The organism is Bacillus sp. TH30 (assembly GCF_016650875.1).
In the GTDB taxonomy this organism is placed as follows: domain Bacteria; phylum Bacillota; class Bacilli; order Bacillales; family Bacillaceae_G; genus Bacillus_A; species Bacillus_A mycoides.
On sequence record NZ_JAEKEY010000002.1, the window covers coordinates 2339559 to 2355537 of the forward strand.

The 15979-nt window shown below is 35.4% G+C and carries 16 protein-coding genes and 1 riboswitch; of the genes, 3 read left to right on the top strand and 13 right to left on the bottom strand.

Going from position 1 to position 15979, the window contains the following annotated elements; genetic code table 11:
• Positions 1 to 15: 15 nt before the first annotated feature.
• The gene (locus JFU20_RS14085) at positions 16 to 1155 is read right to left on the bottom strand and encodes a YhgE/Pip domain-containing protein (protein ID WP_002009942.1); all 1140 of its coding nucleotides are present in this window, start codon (positions 1153 to 1155) and stop codon (positions 16 to 18) included.
• Between the two features lie 58 nt (positions 1156 to 1213).
• A complete protein-coding gene (locus tag JFU20_RS14090) occupies positions 1214 to 1795 on the bottom strand; it encodes a TetR/AcrR family transcriptional regulator (protein WP_000124368.1) in 582 nt (193 codons plus the stop codon).
• Between the two features lie 267 nt (positions 1796 to 2062).
• On the opposite strand from JFU20_RS14090, the gene JFU20_RS14095 reads away from it, so the two are divergent.
• A complete protein-coding gene (locus JFU20_RS14095) occupies positions 2063 to 2530 on the top strand; it encodes a YusW family protein (protein WP_002009944.1) in 468 nt (155 codons plus the stop codon).
• Positions 2531 to 2546: 16 nt separating this feature from the next.
• Here the strand turns inward: JFU20_RS14095 and JFU20_RS14100 are convergent, their stop codons facing one another.
• Genes JFU20_RS14100 through JFU20_RS14120 form a run of 5 tightly spaced genes read right to left on the bottom strand, consistent with a single transcriptional unit; the run spans position 2547 to position 7846 of the window.
• Positions 2547 to 4157 (bottom strand): peptide ABC transporter substrate-binding protein, encoded by a 1611-nt coding sequence (locus JFU20_RS14100; protein WP_002009945.1) that lies wholly within the window; start codon positions 4155 to 4157, stop codon positions 2547 to 2549.
• A 13-nt stretch (positions 4158 to 4170) separates the two neighbouring features.
• The gene (locus JFU20_RS14105; RefSeq protein WP_033715567.1) at positions 4171 to 4944 is read right to left on the bottom strand and encodes an ABC transporter ATP-binding protein; all 774 of its coding nucleotides are present in this window, start codon (positions 4942 to 4944) and stop codon (positions 4171 to 4173) included.
• Entirely contained in the window at positions 4941 to 5951 is a 1011-nt protein-coding gene (locus JFU20_RS14110; RefSeq protein WP_002091444.1) for an ABC transporter ATP-binding protein, read from the bottom strand. Before JFU20_RS14110 ends, JFU20_RS14105 begins: the two co-directional genes overlap by 4 nt.
• The gene (locus tag JFU20_RS14115; RefSeq protein WP_002009949.1) at positions 5908 to 6912 is read right to left on the bottom strand and encodes an ABC transporter permease; all 1005 of its coding nucleotides are present in this window, start codon (positions 6910 to 6912) and stop codon (positions 5908 to 5910) included. Before JFU20_RS14115 ends, JFU20_RS14110 begins: the two co-directional genes overlap by 44 nt.
• 16 nt (positions 6913 to 6928) lie before the next feature.
• Positions 6929 to 7846, bottom strand: coding sequence for an ABC transporter permease (locus tag JFU20_RS14120; RefSeq protein WP_002140132.1), 918 nt, complete (start codon positions 7844 to 7846; stop codon positions 6929 to 6931).
• A 137-nt stretch (positions 7847 to 7983) separates the two neighbouring features.
• Positions 7984 to 8089, bottom strand: a riboswitch (SAM riboswitch).
• Positions 8090 to 8483: 394 nt separating this feature from the next.
• Here JFU20_RS14120 and JFU20_RS14125 point away from each other — a divergent pair.
• Positions 8484 to 8636, top strand: a complete 153-nt coding sequence (locus tag JFU20_RS14125; RefSeq protein WP_002009827.1) for a DUF3951 domain-containing protein — start codon at positions 8484 to 8486, stop codon at positions 8634 to 8636.
• A 16-nt stretch (positions 8637 to 8652) separates the two neighbouring features.
• On the opposite strand, the gene JFU20_RS14130 is transcribed toward JFU20_RS14125, so the two are convergent.
• Positions 8653 to 9156, bottom strand: a complete 504-nt coding sequence (locus JFU20_RS14130; RefSeq protein ID WP_002139912.1) for a hypothetical protein — start codon at positions 9154 to 9156, stop codon at positions 8653 to 8655.
• A 274-nt stretch (positions 9157 to 9430) separates the two neighbouring features.
• Here JFU20_RS14130 and JFU20_RS14135 point away from each other — a divergent pair, with 274 nt between their 5' ends.
• Positions 9431 to 9877, top strand: a complete 447-nt coding sequence (locus JFU20_RS14135) for a hypothetical protein (protein ID WP_002167144.1) — start codon at positions 9431 to 9433, stop codon at positions 9875 to 9877.
• Between the two features lie 32 nt (positions 9878 to 9909).
• Here JFU20_RS14135 and JFU20_RS14140 read toward each other — a convergent pair whose 3' ends face one another.
• From JFU20_RS14140 to JFU20_RS14160, 5 genes are all read right to left on the bottom strand, one after another.
• The gene (locus JFU20_RS14140) at positions 9910 to 11169 is read right to left on the bottom strand and encodes a multidrug effflux MFS transporter (RefSeq protein ID WP_002009833.1); all 1260 of its coding nucleotides are present in this window, start codon (positions 11167 to 11169) and stop codon (positions 9910 to 9912) included.
• Positions 11170 to 11288: 119 nt separating this feature from the next.
• Positions 11289 to 13007 carry a DUF3981 domain-containing protein gene (locus JFU20_RS14145; RefSeq protein ID WP_002167145.1) on the bottom strand — a complete coding sequence of 573 codons (1719 nt, stop codon included), beginning with the start codon at positions 13005 to 13007 and terminating at the stop codon, positions 11289 to 11291.
• A 90-nt stretch (positions 13008 to 13097) separates the two neighbouring features.
• Positions 13098 to 13631 carry an MFS transporter gene (locus JFU20_RS14150; RefSeq protein ID WP_201038705.1) on the bottom strand — a complete coding sequence of 178 codons (534 nt, stop codon included), beginning with the start codon at positions 13629 to 13631 and terminating at the stop codon, positions 13098 to 13100.
• Positions 13628 to 15064 carry an FAD-binding oxidoreductase gene (locus JFU20_RS14155; RefSeq protein WP_002167147.1) on the bottom strand — a complete coding sequence of 479 codons (1437 nt, stop codon included), beginning with the start codon at positions 15062 to 15064 and terminating at the stop codon, positions 13628 to 13630. The genes JFU20_RS14150 and JFU20_RS14155 overlap by 4 nt, the downstream gene beginning before the upstream one ends.
• Before the next feature lie 112 nt (positions 15065 to 15176).
• The gene (locus tag JFU20_RS14160) at positions 15177 to 15941 is read right to left on the bottom strand and encodes a DUF6612 family protein (protein ID WP_002009840.1); all 765 of its coding nucleotides are present in this window, start codon (positions 15939 to 15941) and stop codon (positions 15177 to 15179) included.
• Positions 15942 to 15979 lie beyond the last annotated feature (38 nt).

Here is a 15979-nt window from a genome sequence, read left to right on the forward strand (position 1 = left end):
GATACCTTTTTTACTTTATGCTTCTTTAACTACAGAGCTTCTTCCCTTTGCCATTCCTTTTATAACTATAGCGATTCCCGCTACTAATTGTGTAACTAAAATAATAAATAATAATGAAATAATATTTTTTTCTAAATTAACTCCGCCGAATATTATTGTATAATAACCATTCGCTGCGTATGTTGCGGGAAATAATTCACCAATCGTTTGATATGTTTTAGAAAGCATCTCATGTGGTACGATTACACCCGAACTTACAAGTTGTAACGATAGAGAGATAATATTAAAAATCATACCTGCATTTCCGAAAACAGTTATAAACATTTGTGTTAATGAAAGAAATGCGAAGAAGACTATCGCTTGAAACACCCATATACCCCCTACTGTTTCGTGCATTTCAATTTGGAATCCTTTCATCAAACCAATTGTAATACATGCAAGCAAAATTGATACTGTACCGTTAATGATTTGTCGTGATACGAAATTACTCCAACCTTCCTTTACTTCTTTTGCAACTTTTGATAATTCCATACTCATAATCATTGCTCCTACAAATGAAGCTAATACAATCATTAGTGGTACCATATTAACTGAAAATCCTTTTGCATCATTTACTTTATGAACTGTAAAACTAATTGAATCTCCTGTTAAACCTTTTATCACTTCCACATTCTCAGGTCCTATAGCTTGTAATTTTCCAACAATCGCTTGTTTCTTATAACTTGCTATTTCCTTATTTACATTATCTCGAATTTGTTTTGCTGCTCCTTCCATCATCTGCTTCGCCATCATGGCATTCGCTTGATTAATGTGGAAGTTTAAATTTGTTTTTCCTGTTTCATTTATATCTTTTGAAAAAGAAGCCGGAATTTCAATAATCATATCGTACACATGATCATTCATTTCTTCGTTTGCTCTTTCCATAGACTGTTCTTTCTTCACTTGAAATGGTAAATTTCTCTGTAAGCCTTCTACTATTTTACTACCTATATTTCCATCCTCATTAACAATAGCGATACGCATTTGATCTGCTCTTTCATTCACTCCATCATATGCAGTTAGCCACACACAAAAGAAAATAAGTTGGAACGATAATGCAACTACCATTCCTACATATGTACCTGGTCGTTTTAAAAACTGTTTTAATGTATCCATCTTCCCGCTCCCCCACTTAGCAAGTAAGTACTTACTTGCATTTTATTTTAAATAAATACTAGGGTCTTAAAGCCCTAGCATATAAAACTATATTATTCTCAATAAATTTCTCATCATCAATTTCCATAAGTCGGTTTTCAAAACGTAATTTAGATAGAAAGTACCCAAAATTAATCCATATAAAATTCATTACTTGCGCTTCAATATTTGTATGAATAATCTTGTCCTGTTCCTGCATCTTGGCAAAATAAATTATTAATTCCTCTTTTAATCCTTGTGGAATCTTAGAGATTTCCTCATCTAATTCAGGAAATTCTCTCGCCTCACGTATACCGATAAAAATAATATCTTTTATGCTATTTAAAAATCTATGATAATGCCTTGCTAAGTTTTTTAAATCCGTTTCTAATTCCCACACAATTTCTGTTTGCAAAAACTGTTTTAAATGCGGTACATATGAAAACTCAGCAACAGCTGCTTCAATAACACCCTTTTTGCTTTTAAAATTACGAAATATCGTTACTTCATTAACACCAGCACGCATTGCAATTTCTTTCGTCGTTGCTGCCGTATATCCTTTTTCTTTCACTAATTCAATCGCCGCTTGAATAATTTTTTCTGCTGTCTTTGAGCGCGCCATAAAACCCTCTCTTCCTTATGCAAGTGATCACTTACATTTTGATTATATTACTTTTCTAATAATTGTCAATAATTCTCTTTCGCTTCTTTTTGTATTTCAGTACCTCCTCACAACTTCAATTTACCATATACATACAAATTCTTTTTGATTTAAATTGCGGATTAATCCTTGAAGCTATAAGAAAATAATTTATTTTCATCACATACATAATTACATGAAATTAGGAAAAACTTGTATAGAACAAATTTACATAAGGAGGAATTTATAATGAGAATTTTACTATCAATTTTATTAGCTCTTATGCTAGTACCTGCATTAACAGGATGTAAAGCTCCTGCAAAAGAAGATACAACTTCTAATAAAAAGACTACAGAAGAGGCAAAAAACGAAACTCCTGCTGATTTAAAGCTAAACTTCAATGAATTCGATTTAAAAGCGGACTATCAGGATACAAAGAAAGACTACGAAGCTGATTATAAAAATGTAGCAGCCGATAAAAAAATGGAAGCAAAAGTTGAAGACCATAAAGCAGATGTAAAATTAACAGGCGACGAGGCTATTACAAAATTAAGCCCACTTCTACAAGAGTTGAAATTTGATAAAGATACCCCTGACCAAGAAGTAATTGATCAAGTAGTAAACGTGTTCAAACTTGATAAAGACTACCAAAAATTCGCTTTAGAAGTTGTATTCTCTGATGGAACGAAAAAAGAATATAAAAGAGAAATAAAATAAAGAAGTAGGCGATTGCCTACTTCTTTATTTTTGCATATCTTAAATCCGGCTTAGAACCAACATAATATTGAAGCCCAGATACTGATCCTTTTTGCAAATAGGAATCAGAAGGGAATATAATTGGGATTAACGGTGAATCTGTAAACATAATATCTTCCGCTTTATGCAATAGGTCAAAACGTTTATCTTCGTTTTGTTCAACTTCTGCCTCCTTTACTAAAGCATCAAATTCTTTATTATGCCATTTTGCATAGTTGTTTGGACCATCACCTGCATATAAATCTAGTTTAGTAATCGGATCCAATAAAGAGCCGCCCCATCCCATATAAGCTAATTGGAAATCACTTTGCTTATATGTGTCGATGTAACTCTTCCACTCTTTATTTTCTAATTTAATATCTACACCAAGATTTTTCTTAAACATTTCTTGCATTGCTTCTGCTACTTTTTTATGTTGTGTATCTGTAGTGAATTTTAATGTTACTTCAGGTAATGTAGACCAACCTTGCTCTTTCATGCCCTCTTCTAATAATTTTTTCGCTTCTGCTGAATCGAATTTTACGTAATCGCCTTTTTCTTTACGGAAATCACGACCACCTTGTGTTTTTGCCCCTTCTGGAACAAAAGCATATGCTTCTTGTGCATTATTTTTATACAGTTTTTCAACGATAAACTTACGATCAACCGCTAATGAAAATGCTTTACGTACTTTTGCATTTGTAAACGGCTCTTTTTCTACGTTAAACGAATAAATATAAGATGAGAATCCTGCAACACGCTTATATTCTTTGTTTCCTTTTTCTTTTTCAATCATCTCTTGTGGTAAGCTACTTAGCAAATCTAATTCTTTTGACTTGTACAATTGGTACGCTGTTTTAGAATCTGGAATAATACGAAACTCAATTTCTTTTAATGTTACCTTTTTATCATAGTATTCTTTATTTTTTTGTACTGTAATAGCTTGGTTATGCTTCCATTCTTTTAACGTGAATGGTCCGTTCGTAATTAACTCTTTTGGATCTGTTTTTAATTTATTATTATCATCAATTGATTTTTTAGATAATGGAATAAATAATGAACTTGCTAATTTTTGTTTAATAGAAGCAACTGGGTGCTCAAGTGTTACCTTTAATGTTTGAGGATCAACGACTTGAATACCAACTTGTCCTTCTTCACCTTTTCCAGTATTATATGCCTCTGCTCCTTTAATAAAGTACATTTCTGTCCCATTCATAGAACCCGTTTTCGGATTTAATAATCGCTTCCATGCAAATTCAAAATCATTTGCTGTAATAGGAGAACCATCTGACCATTTAATATCTTTCTTTAAATGGATTGTATATTCAGTTCCATCTGCATTTACTTCTTCTTTCTCTGCCAATTCATTTTGATATTTCCCATCACTATCTTGCGTATATAAGCTTGAGAATAAATGTCCAATTACATAACCTGACGTGCTATCTGTCGCAATGGCAGAATCAAGCGTATACGGATCACTGCTAATATTCGTTACTAATCGATCCCCTTCTCCCTTACCAGCACTCGCCTTTTGCGTCTCTTTCTTACCACAAGCAACAGAAGTTATTGCTAAAACAGTCATAATGACAAATAATAAAAACTTCTTCATCCTACATTCTCCTTTAACCTGAAATTTTTGGTGTTGATGCTAATAATGTTTTTGTATAAGAATGTTGTGGATTACGGAATACTTCGTCCGTATATCCAAATTCAACAAGTTCTCCTTTATATAAGACAGCCACTTTTTCACATAAATAGTGAACCATCGGTAAATCATGTGCGATAAATAAATATGTATAGCCTTGTTCCTTTTGAATCTTTTGCAGTAAATGTACAATTTGGATTTGCAGTGAAACATCTAATGCTGAAATTGGTTCATCAAGGATTAATACTTCTGGCTCACATAATAGCGCTCTTGCAATGGCAATACGTTGACGTTGTCCTCCGCTAAATTCGTGTGGATAGCGATCAATATATCGTCTATCTAATCCAACACGCTCTAGTGCATCACCTGCGACCTTATCTTTCAATCCTTTATCGCCTAAACCGAATGAAATATAGCCTTCTGTTACAATATCGCGTACTTTCCAGCGCGGATTTAATGCAGCTGTGGAATCTTGAAAAATGAACTGTACTTTCTGCAAGAAATCCCGCTTATGAGCTGACTTCAGCTTGTGAACAACTTGACCGTTATAATCAATTTCACCAGACGTTGGACGCTCGATCCCAGCTATGAGCTTACCAAGTGTTGTCTTTCCAGAACCACTTTCTCCAATAATGCCAAGCGTTGTTCCTTTTGGGATAGAAAGTGATATACCTTTTAACGCTGCGATTTCTTTATTTTTATTTCCATACGTTTTCGTTACTTGCTTTACAGTAATTAAATCTGTCGTCATGAGGCATTCACCCTCTCTTTTGATTTCGCTTTATTATGCTCCAGAATATGCTGCCAGCAATGTGAACTATGCTCCTCAGAATATGTTGTTCTCTCTGGGAAGCGATGAATACATTCTTTTATCGCTACAGGACAACGATTCACAAACGGGCATCCAAAACTATTTAACGTTTCAATTGAAGGTGTTGTTCCCTCAATTGCTCTAAGTACCTTTTCTGAATCATCCATATTCGGAATTGCTTGCAATAAACTTTTTGTGTAAGGGTGCTTAGGTGAGCCAATTACTTCTTGAATCGTTCCTTTTTCAACAACACGTCCCCCGTACATAACTACTACTCGGTCAGCTACTTCACGTACAAGTGCCAAATCATGTGTAATTAATAAAATACTCGTATTTTGTTTTTCCTTTCTTTCTTTTAACAACTCCATAATTTGCTTTTGAATCGTTACATCTAATGCTGTTGTAGGTTCATCTGCAATAACGAGCTTCGGGTGACAAGCAAATGCAATTGCTAAACAAATACGCTGCCTCATACCTCCGCTCAACTGATACGGGTATTGTTCAAAGCGTTTCTCTGCTTCATGTATCCCTAAATCATTTAGTAAGTTAATTGCAATTTCTTTTGCCTCTTTTTTCGATTTCTTTTCATGCTGCACAATTACTTCTGTAATTTGTCTTCCAACCTTCATCGTCGGATTTAAAGATGAAAGCGGGTCTTGAAAGATAAAGGAAATATCTTTCCCGCGAATTTGATTCCATTCTGATTCTTGTAAATCCGTTAATTCCTTTGATTGGAAAGATATATTTCCATCATCAATATGAATCGATTCTTGATTTAAGCCGATAATTGATTGTGCTGTAACACTTTTCCCTGAACCACTTTCTCCGACAAGTGCAACTATTTCACCTTCGTTAATAGAAAAGGAAACATGCTTCACAATTGCTTGCTTACTATTCTCTTTTTCAACGGCCAACGTTACGTTTTCTAAAGATAAGATTTGTGCCATGTTTTTTCTCCTTTCGATTACGTTTTACGATTTTCGGATCAATCGCATCTTGCAAACCATCACCAATCGCATTAAATGCGAACATGATGAGTGCAATCATGATTGCCGGGAAGAAAAGTTGCCACCATTCTCCACTTAGTAACGTCCCGAGTGCATCGTTTGTCATCGTGCCCCAGCTCGCTGCTGGTGATTGTACTCCAAGTCCGATAAAACTTAAAAATGATTCTGAGAAAATAGCTGCTGGAATTGTAAATGATAAATTTACGATAATAATCCCTGTTAAGTTTGGAATTAAATGTCCGTATATAATTTTCATATGAGGTGTACCTAATCGCTCTGCTGCAATAACAAATTCTCTTTGTTTCAATGAAAGTACTTGCGCCCGAATGAGACGTGCCATACCAATCCATCCCGTTAACGCAAGAGCTATAATAATTGTAAAAAGTCCTGGTTTCATAATGATTAATAGTAAAATAACAATCAGTAAATATGGGATACCGTATAACACTTCAATCCCTCTTATAATCCACTCATCAATTAACGTTCCAAGACGATTACGTCCTCTCACATATCCACTAAAGCCACCGATAAGTACACCAAGCCCTATATCAAGAGCTGCTGCTACTAATCCAACTGTTAATGAAATTTTCCCACCAGCCCAAGTACGCGCCCAAATATCTCTCCCTAAATCGTCTGTTCCGAACCAATGCTCACTACTAGGCGGTAAATTAGTTGCTTCTTTTACTTGTTCACTCGCAGTAAATGGCGTTAAACTTTCGCCAATAAGCGAGAAAACAATAATTAGTAATAACGTCACTGCCCCTAAAACTGCTATAGGGTTTGATATAAACTTGCGAAACACTTCCTTTTTCCGGCCAATCGTTTGCTGATCTTTATTTATCGTTAATTCTTTTTTCTCTTCATTCGTTAATAACTGGTCATTAATTTCATAAGCCCCCATTTAAACATCACCCTCCTTACGTAATAGAACGAATGCGCGGATCAACAATACGATGAATGATATCTGTAATAAAAATACATACAATTAATAGCGCACTATAGAAAATGGTTGTTCCCATAATCACCGGGTAATCTCGGTTGAAAATACTGTCTACAAAATATTTTCCTAAACCAGGAATTGAAAAGATTTTTTCAATAACGAAAGTCCCTGTTAAAAGTCCAGCCATTAATGGGCCAACAAATGTAAGTACCGGAACAATCGCATTTCGAAGAGCATGTCTTATAATGATTTTCTTAATTGGTATACCTTTCGCTCTCGCTAGCTTAATATAATCACTCTGCAACACTTCAATCATATTAGAGCGAACAAATCTTGTAATAACTGCGATTGGTCCTAACGCTAATGCGAAGGAGGGTAATACAGTATGCTCAAATGTTCCCCAAGACGCCACTGGTAGTAATTCAAATTGTATGGCGAATACTTGTATAAATAGTGGTGCTAAAATAAAACTAGGAATAGAAATACCGAGAATCGCAAGCAAGCTCACACTATAATCAATCACTTTCCCATGATATAGCGCGGCAAATGTACCTGCGGCAATTCCGACTAACAATGAAATAACAAGTGCTTGTAAACCAATAATTGCCGACGGTCCAAAACCAGTTGTTATAATTTCCGATACACCTTGACCTGTTGATTGAACAGATTCACCAAAATCAAAATGAACTACCCCATCCAAATAAGCAACATACTGATTCCATAACGGTTCATCAAGGTGATACTTAGCTCTCATGTTTTGTATCACTTCTTCAGGGAAGATTTTCGCATCTGACGAAAATGGATCCCCTGGAATAATATGCATAATTAAAAATGTTACTGTCGTAATGACCCATAGCGTGAATACCATAACCGATAGTTTTTTAATAACATACACTTCAATAACCCCCTAAACAAATGGATTTACTTTGTTTTATTGACATATTTGTTTCCATTACTCCTTCTCTACTTCTTAAAACACAAAAAGCCTTGATCTTAAAAAATAAGATCAAGGCTTAATAAACGAAGGCCCATCACTTATCTTTCAAGACTTGCTTGCTGGAATTAGCACGGTGTTCCTGTTACAGAACCCGCTGCTGAGGTGTCATAGGGCCAGTCCCTCTACCTCTCTGGATAAGTAAATTGCTATATTATTATTTGGTTCAAATTGTATATTTTGAATTATAATTCTGAAAAAATGAAAAGTCAATCAAATTGGATATATTTAGAAAAATCAGTTTTCTGTTATATTAGTTATTGAAATTACAATCTTTCGCTTATAATAAAAAGAAATTGTATTAAAGGAGTTATAAGATGGATCCCTTACTTCTTGCTACTATAGAATTACCATTAACAATCGTAATACTTGTACTTGTCATCATCGGCTTCTATAAAGTGAAACTTTAATCAGTGGGGGTTTTGTTCATCCCCCACTGATTATTAGTTGAACCAATCGGGCTTTTACGGGCAGTTGATCCCCTACCTAACTTCTTTGCTTTCATTGAACTTTGAGGTGGGGGTCTTACTGCCCGTTAATGCGGGATAAACTCTTCATTAAAAAGAAAAGCATCACTTCTTTTTACACTCCATTCGATAATATTACTGGACAAACAATTTCAGAATTTCACGAAGAACAGAAGATATTAGTATCCGAGGATGAAGACGGAGATGGTAAAAAGAAAAAATAACCTTGCACACGCAAGGTTATTTTTTCGCTTCTGTTTGAAAACGTTTATAGTATGTCGATGCTGTTGCAAAATTAATTTCTATATCACGAATTAATGATGAATCTTCTTCTTTAGCTAACTTCTGTAATTTTTTCATCGCTTGTTCCGATTCATTCAAGAAACCAACATATACCTCATGTTCTTGCTCTTTCGACTTTGGAACACGAATTTCTTTACGTATATTATCAATATCTTCTAACATGCTCGTTGTTACCTTTTGCACATCTTCTTTATATGTAGCATTCGTTATTTCCTTACCGCCCTTTTCTTTTGCCACTTCAAATAACTGTAACGCCTTATTAATTTCTTTATTTATTTTCGCATCATATTTTTCATGTACTGCGCTGTATTCTTTCATTTCTTCTGTTTGCTCAGTGGATTGCTCTACCTTTTCTTTCGGTTCTTTCGTATCTTTATTTCCATTACATCCTGCTAGAAGGATCATACTTCCCATTACAGCAATACCCAAAACCTTCTTCATCTCGAATTCTCCTTTTATCTACAGCTACTACTAATTATAGTTTCTTTTATCTCCACTTGTTATTATACCGAGAACGCCCCACTTTTTACACTTAAGACGATATCTTAATATACATACCAACATTTTTGTCACAGTATCGTCACTTTATGCAAATAACTTTTGCATCACTTTACTACATCACCTTACAAAACTGTAAGCACACATAGAGAACAAACCATGCTAGACTTACATATGCATAAAGTAAGCGTAGTTCAGTTTGTAAGGAGAATCATCAATGTACAATACAATACCCTTTATGGGCGAAGATATTCGCGTCCTTATTCGCGAAAAGTCACTTCATATTGAAAATACAGAGAGCCTTCGCCGCGTATTAAAGAAGAAGCATGCTCCATTTAAGCTGGCCCAATATTTAAAGAAACAACATATAAATCAATTTCATACTGTGCTAAATATATCCGATAAATCTTTAACAATCGAGATTATCGGTCATGTCTACATTGGAAATTTTGCAGATGTCTTAAAAGAAATTCCACGCATACCGAAGATTGCTCCTATTATCGTTGAGAGGGCATATAGAATTACAGATCATACTGATATTATTGATTGCGGGGAGAAAGAGGTCGACAGTAACCGCTGGGTATGGGATAAACTCGCTTTCTTATATGATGCGATCATGAATAATATGTATGAGTTATTTCAAAGAAATGAAAAAAAGAGCTGATTCAAAGAAATGTTTGAATCAGCTCTTTTGTATTAAGCTTCTAACTTTTTATTTTGTTGCAGTTCAAACTGCTTCTCACTTCTTCTAGCCATAAATAGATAACATAATACAGCACCAATTTCACAAAGAGCTATAACAACACCCATAGGAAGTGCTGTATTGCTTCCACCAATACCTACTAGCGGTGCTACAAGTGCTCCTGAAATGAACTGTAATAAACCTAGTAAAGCTGATGCTGTTCCTGCTGCTTGTTTTTGATTTCTCATCGCTAACGAGAAGCCGGTTGTTGATACAACCCCAACACTTGATACAACAAGAAATAGCGAGCATAAAACACCGATTAGCCCTATTCCAAGTGCGATTGTAAGTAGTAATGATAGACCGCCAACAGCCGCAATAATAATACCGGAAACGAATAAAGTTTTCTCATTCACTTTCCCTGCTAAACGGCCCGTAACCTGACTAGCAATAATAATACCGATACCGTTAATCGCAAAGAATAAGCTAAATTGCTGTGGTGATGCTCCGTATATGTTCTGCAACACAAACGGTGAACCAGAAATATAAGCAAACATTGCAGCTGTTACTAATCCTTGCGACAATGCATACCCCATAAATAAACGATCTTTCAGAAGCTTTCCGTATGTTGCAAGCGTTCCTGATAATCCACCTGTCTCTCTTTCTTCAGGAGGTAATGTTTCACGTAATACGAAAGTAGCTGATATTAGCATGAATACACTAATTGCTCCAAGAACGATAAAAACGCCGCGCCATGATGTGAACTGTAATAATTGTCCTCCAATAATCGGTGCCAAAATAGGCGCTGCTCCGTTTACTAACATAAGCAGTGAGAAAAACTTCGTCATTTCAGAACCTGAATACATATCACGTACCATTGCACGTGATATAACGATACCAGCAGATCCTGAAGCACCTTGTAAGAAACGCAATAAGACTAAAGTCCAAATAGATGGCGCAACAGCACAAAGTAAAGAAGAAGCAACATAAATAATAAGAGCGATAATAAGAGGTTTGCGTCTTCCGTAAATGTCACTAATTGAACCAATAAATAACTGCCCTACTGAAAGCCCAAGCAGACAAGCAGTTAATGTAAGCTGCGCGAGGGATGCACCCGTTTGTAAATCATCCGTTAACTTTGGTAAAGAAGGCAAATACATATCAATAGATAATGGCCCAATTGCCGTAAGTGTCCCTAATACAAGAATCATCCATAACCTGTTTGTCTTTACAGGTTTATATACTTCGTGATTAACTCCATTCACTTTTTCCATTCACCCTTTCATATAAATACTTAATCGTAACAATTATAGTTACAACATAAATATACGTCAAGTATACCGTATTTTCCTGTTTAATAATGTAAAAAAAAAGCGATAGAATCTCTATCGCTTTACTTTTTCAAATTACTATTTGTAAATTTAGATACAGATGCCATCATTTCTCCTGTGTCTAAATATGTGATTTGAATTGGATCTCCTACTTCTGTAAACATTGCATATGGGAATTTCTTCGCCGGTACCATGAATACTTTTTGCTCGTTTTCTAATAGTACGTACACAATCGTATTTTCACCTGATTTTTCTTTATACACACGTTGTACAGTACCTTCTTTTTGCGCTTCTTTCCCATTTGAAGTCGGTCTAAATGAATCACCACTTCCGCTCAGCGCATTTTTATAATTCTCAAGTGCTTCTTTTTGCGTTGAACCTGTTGCAAACACTTTTGCATTAGAAGCATATATGACAGTATGAGCACGTACTAATCCGCCGTCATCAATAACCGGTACAATCCAAGAAGGTTTACCATATACGTTATAAATAACCGGCATTGTTCCATGCCATTTCTCTCTCTTAAAGGAATTATCAACTACTTCTGTAGCAGCCGAACCATCCATAATTCCCTTTACTTCTTTTCCGTTATAGTAATACAACTTACCTGTACGCGCATCAATAAGCGAATAGCCTAGTGCAGAATCTACTCCTTCTTTCGGAGAGGTGAAATCAGTAAAATAATATAACGTTCCATCCTTACCGAAGATTGGTGTAACTCCTTCTTTCGTTCCCCACTCAGTCGGAATCTTCATATCCGTTTGTGAGAATTTTGTATTCCAAAATCCGTGAATATATTTACCGAAATACGTATTTAATGTAGATGCAGTCTCGTGATTTAATACGCCATCAACGAATTTAGGTGCCTTTCCTTTGTCGTATTTTTTCACTTCACCTGTTTGTGCGTCTACTACTACAACACCTTCTACTTCAAATCCAGATCTTCCTGAAATAAATTCACCATACGTCATTGTATAATACGGTTTCCCTTTATCATCCACTTCAAATTTAGGTTTCCCTTTAAAAATTAAATCCGGTTCTGCTTTTCTGACGACACGTTCTAATTTATTACCGAAAAACATGCTTGGTACATACTTCATTTTATATCCAAGGTGCAGTTTCGCTTCCGCATCAGGATTCGTACCTGACATCGTTACGTACCCTGGAATTGTCTCAGCTTTACGTGCTTTAAAAAATCCTGAAACTTCAATTGGTGCTACATATAAGGCCTCGCCATTTACCATTTGTGGCGTTAATTCTCCTAGCTCAAAATAAGCTACTTTCGGAATATCCCCAAATACTTTTTTCATCTTATTCTCCGCTGTCTTTGGCGGCACTGTAAACGGCTGATCATTTTCAGTAAATGGCTCTGAAATATCTTTCTCAATCTTCACAACAGAATCATATTTTTTTTGCGTGATTACTATATCGTGCAAATAACCAAAATAGCCGTAACTTGCGAGTAAAACAAACATTAGAAGTCCCTTTAACGTACCTTCTAATTTCCCTACCTGCTCTTGTGAGAATAAAACAAGCCCAATTAAAATCGCTACTGCAACAGAATAATGAGTAAGAATAGAATCTGCTCGATCATCAATTAGCCAGAAATATTCATAGATTGCAATACCTATCCAAAATAAAACAGGAATAACTAAAATAGATGATTTCTTACCCTTTACAACTTTCTCATTTCCTCCTTTATCCACCGCGCGAATTTTATTACCGCTTCTAGTCCATGGAATCAAAAACAAAGTGAGAATAGCTAAAACTATAAATTTCATCAAAGGCAATGTCCCCTTTTCTTTTGTCTTCTCCATAAGTATAACAAATAAAGGGTAATCAGGTAAAAATGGGAATGGAAATACTTTTAATTACTTATCACCGCGGCTTAATACAAATCCACTAACTACATATAAAACTGAAGCAATGTAAAAAATAGTCCCTATCGTAAAGAAATCCACTAGGTAACCAGTTGCAATTATAGCTACTCCGCCCCCAATTGATGTCCATACATGGTATTTTCCAATTTCGTAACCAGCTCCCTTATGCGCTACCTTTCGTGCTAACGATGTCTTCTCCGTATTACGCTGCACAGCACCTAAAATACCCATTAAAATTTGGAGAATGTATACATGCCAAACTTCTGTTGCAATAGGGAAAAAAAGCATTAATATAGCCATGGACCATGCGTATATAATTAATAACTTTCTATCACCTACCCTATCAGAGATTCTTCCAACTAACGGATATACTAGAGCTGAAGTTAAGGCAAATAAGCCGTACGCCCAGCCAAATTGCGAGAAACTATTTCCTATATTTCGAAGCAATAGTATATAAAAAGGAAATACCATACTACCCGCCATCATAATAATGCTTTGTGAGGCTACAAATCTTCTATATGTCATTTGCTATACTCCTTATAAAATAAATTCACAAACCTTTCCTCTGGGTCTACTTCCTTCTTCTTCTGAAGGAATTCTTCTATGCGAGGATAAGCTTTCTTTAGTTGCTCCTTTTCCGGATAAGAATAATACGGTAAATAATAACTTCCATTATGCTTTAACGTAACATCAATCATCTTTTGAATGACCACTTTTGTTTTCTTTATTTCATCTTCAGAACGCCCTTGATTAATTAGAAGCACAAGCGCAAACATATCATCTTTCGCATAAGATAGCACCGCATTCTCATTCTTTTCTACATAGCGGATTGTAATGTTAAGAAGGTTTAATTCCTCTTCATTTAAAACGCTTCGCAAATCATCTATATACGCTGCAAAACCATCTATCGGTACAAAGTACTCTTGTAAAACTTCGGTCAAGTTTGGATTATCGTATTCCATAAAAGTACTATCAGATCTCATTACGTTATTTCGCGTTTCGTACTTACCATCTGTACGTTCAAAATAACTTCTTTGTATGTCCCAAAATGCGCCCTTTCCCCAGTCACTATAACGTGATAACCCGAGCAAAAATTTCGGCGCAGCTATAATATTTTCTTCTTTTAATTTGCTGTACTCTTTCAACTTCTGTTGATCTTCTGCCAGTACATAATCTGTCACATACATCTCTTTTAAAAATGAATTTGGGGCAACAGAAATACGTGCTAAATGCATACGTATATTCTCATCCCTTCGCACTTTATTCTTAAAGTATGAAGAGTATTCTTTATAATCTAGTACTTTCGTATGCGTTTCATACAATTCATCGTTTGTTAACTGTAGCGTCACATCTAAAATCACACCAAATAATCCATATCCCCCAATTACATACGGAAACAAGTCAGCATTTTCTTCTCTATTTACATTACGCACCGTACCATCTGCCATTAACAATCTGAACGACTCTACTGTATCAATCAATGCTTCATGACGAATATCACGCCCATGTACATTTACACTTAATGAACCACCAACAGTAAAAATATTTTGAGATTGCATCACTTGAACTGCAAGACCATATGGATTGATTTTCTTTTGAATGTCATTCCATGTGACACCGCTTTGCACCCTAATCCTCTTCTTCTCCGGATCGAATTCTAATATTTCATTATATCCTTTCATATCAAGCATCGTACCGTTCGGATAATACGTCTGTCCGCCTTGGCTATGTTGCATACCTGCAATAGAAATCTTCTCTCCAGAAACATTTGCATCTTGCACTAACTGTTTTAATGAACGTTCATCCTCAGCATTTTCAACACGTTTAATTTTCGTTGGAAGCAACTTTCCTACATCGCTCATAATAGGATGTTCTAGTTGCTCTTTATATGTATTTATAGATGTCGCAAGCAACACTGTATAAGCTACAATGACCACCGCTATCTTTCTTTTTTTCAAATGACACTCTCCTCTTCCACAGTTTTCCCTCTTCATATTGTACCTATTTTCCTAAGAAGAAAGTATAAAAAAGAGAGGGCACCTTATTTTAGGTCCCCCCTGATCAAAACTGTTACTTTGCTGCCGGCAATTGTATTGGGTCAAACTTTTCGTACGACGTATATTTTGCATTCGTAATAATGTGTGCCTTATCCTTACCATTACTACTCATAATCATATCTATCTTCGCTGATTCATATTTAAAATCTTTTGTAATGATATATTCTGCATCCACTTCTTCTATCTTCGCATTTTGTGCTTGTAACATTTTCTTCTGCGTTTCATCCATGCTAGTTAACATACTTTCTGTTTCTTGCCCTTTTAATGTAAATTTCAGTTTATATTTATCTCCGCTTTTCTCCATCTTCATTTTATCTAAAACTACTGCTGGTACTTCTAAATTATCTATAATATCTTGAGTCGCTTTCATTCCACCAGCGTTTAATTGCTCCTCTGGTACGGTTATAACTTCTCCTGTATTAGGGTTTTTCACCTCACCAGCAACTTTACCATCCACAGTATACACTACAACATCTGTACCAGAAATATTCATTTCAGAACGAGAATTCTTTGTCTTTGGCTCTAATTGCATCTTAGCCTTTAATATATCCATCTCTGTTCCCTCAGCTTTTAACCCTACATCATATGTCATCGTTACATTTTCTTCATTTTTAAAAGCTTCGTTCGTTTTCTTGAAAACATCCTTCGCTTCTAATTCCTTTTCTTTTTGCATGGCTTCTTTTTTCGGTTCATCAGTCTTTGTTGTTTTCTCATTGCTACACCCTACCCCTAGACTGATTGCAAGCACTAAACTTGAAATAATAATAGTTTTTTTCATAATGTCGCCCCCTTTCCCAAAATAATATCACCTCTTTT

Excerpts from the sequence above, each read along its gene's own strand:
- JFU20_RS14105 (WP_033715567.1), bottom strand. The coding sequence starts at position 4,944 with ATGACGACAGATTTAATTACTGTAAAGCAAGTAACGAAAACGTATGGA.
- JFU20_RS14095 (WP_002009944.1), top strand. The coding sequence starts at position 2,063 with ATGAGAATTTTACTATCAATTTTATTAGCTCTTATGCTAGTACCTGCA.
- JFU20_RS14135 (WP_002167144.1), top strand. The coding sequence starts at position 9,431 with ATGTACAATACAATACCCTTTATGGGCGAAGATATTCGCGTCCTTATT.
- JFU20_RS14090 (WP_000124368.1), bottom strand. The coding sequence starts at position 1,795 with ATGGCGCGCTCAAAGACAGCAGAAAAAATTATTCAAGCGGCGATTGAA.
- JFU20_RS14140 (WP_002009833.1), bottom strand. The coding sequence starts at position 11,169 with ATGGAAAAAGTGAATGGAGTTAATCACGAAGTATATAAACCTGTAAAG.
- JFU20_RS14150 (WP_201038705.1), bottom strand. The coding sequence starts at position 13,631 with ATGACATATAGAAGATTTGTAGCCTCACAAAGCATTATTATGATGGCG.
- JFU20_RS14125 (WP_002009827.1), top strand. The coding sequence starts at position 8,484 with ATGCGGGATAAACTCTTCATTAAAAAGAAAAGCATCACTTCTTTTTAC.
- JFU20_RS14100 (WP_002009945.1), bottom strand. The coding sequence starts at position 4,157 with ATGAAGAAGTTTTTATTATTTGTCATTATGACTGTTTTAGCAATAACT.
- JFU20_RS14145 (WP_002167145.1), bottom strand. The coding sequence starts at position 13,007 with ATGAAATTTATAGTTTTAGCTATTCTCACTTTGTTTTTGATTCCATGG.
- JFU20_RS14130 (WP_002139912.1), bottom strand. The coding sequence starts at position 9,156 with ATGAAGAAGGTTTTGGGTATTGCTGTAATGGGAAGTATGATCCTTCTA.
- JFU20_RS14115 (WP_002009949.1), bottom strand. The coding sequence starts at position 6,912 with ATGGGGGCTTATGAAATTAATGACCAGTTATTAACGAATGAAGAGAAA.
- JFU20_RS14110 (WP_002091444.1), bottom strand. The coding sequence starts at position 5,951 with ATGGCACAAATCTTATCTTTAGAAAACGTAACGTTGGCCGTTGAAAAA.
- JFU20_RS14160 (WP_002009840.1), bottom strand. The coding sequence starts at position 15,941 with ATGAAAAAAACTATTATTATTTCAAGTTTAGTGCTTGCAATCAGTCTA.
- JFU20_RS14085 (WP_002009942.1), bottom strand. The coding sequence starts at position 1,155 with ATGGATACATTAAAACAGTTTTTAAAACGACCAGGTACATATGTAGGA.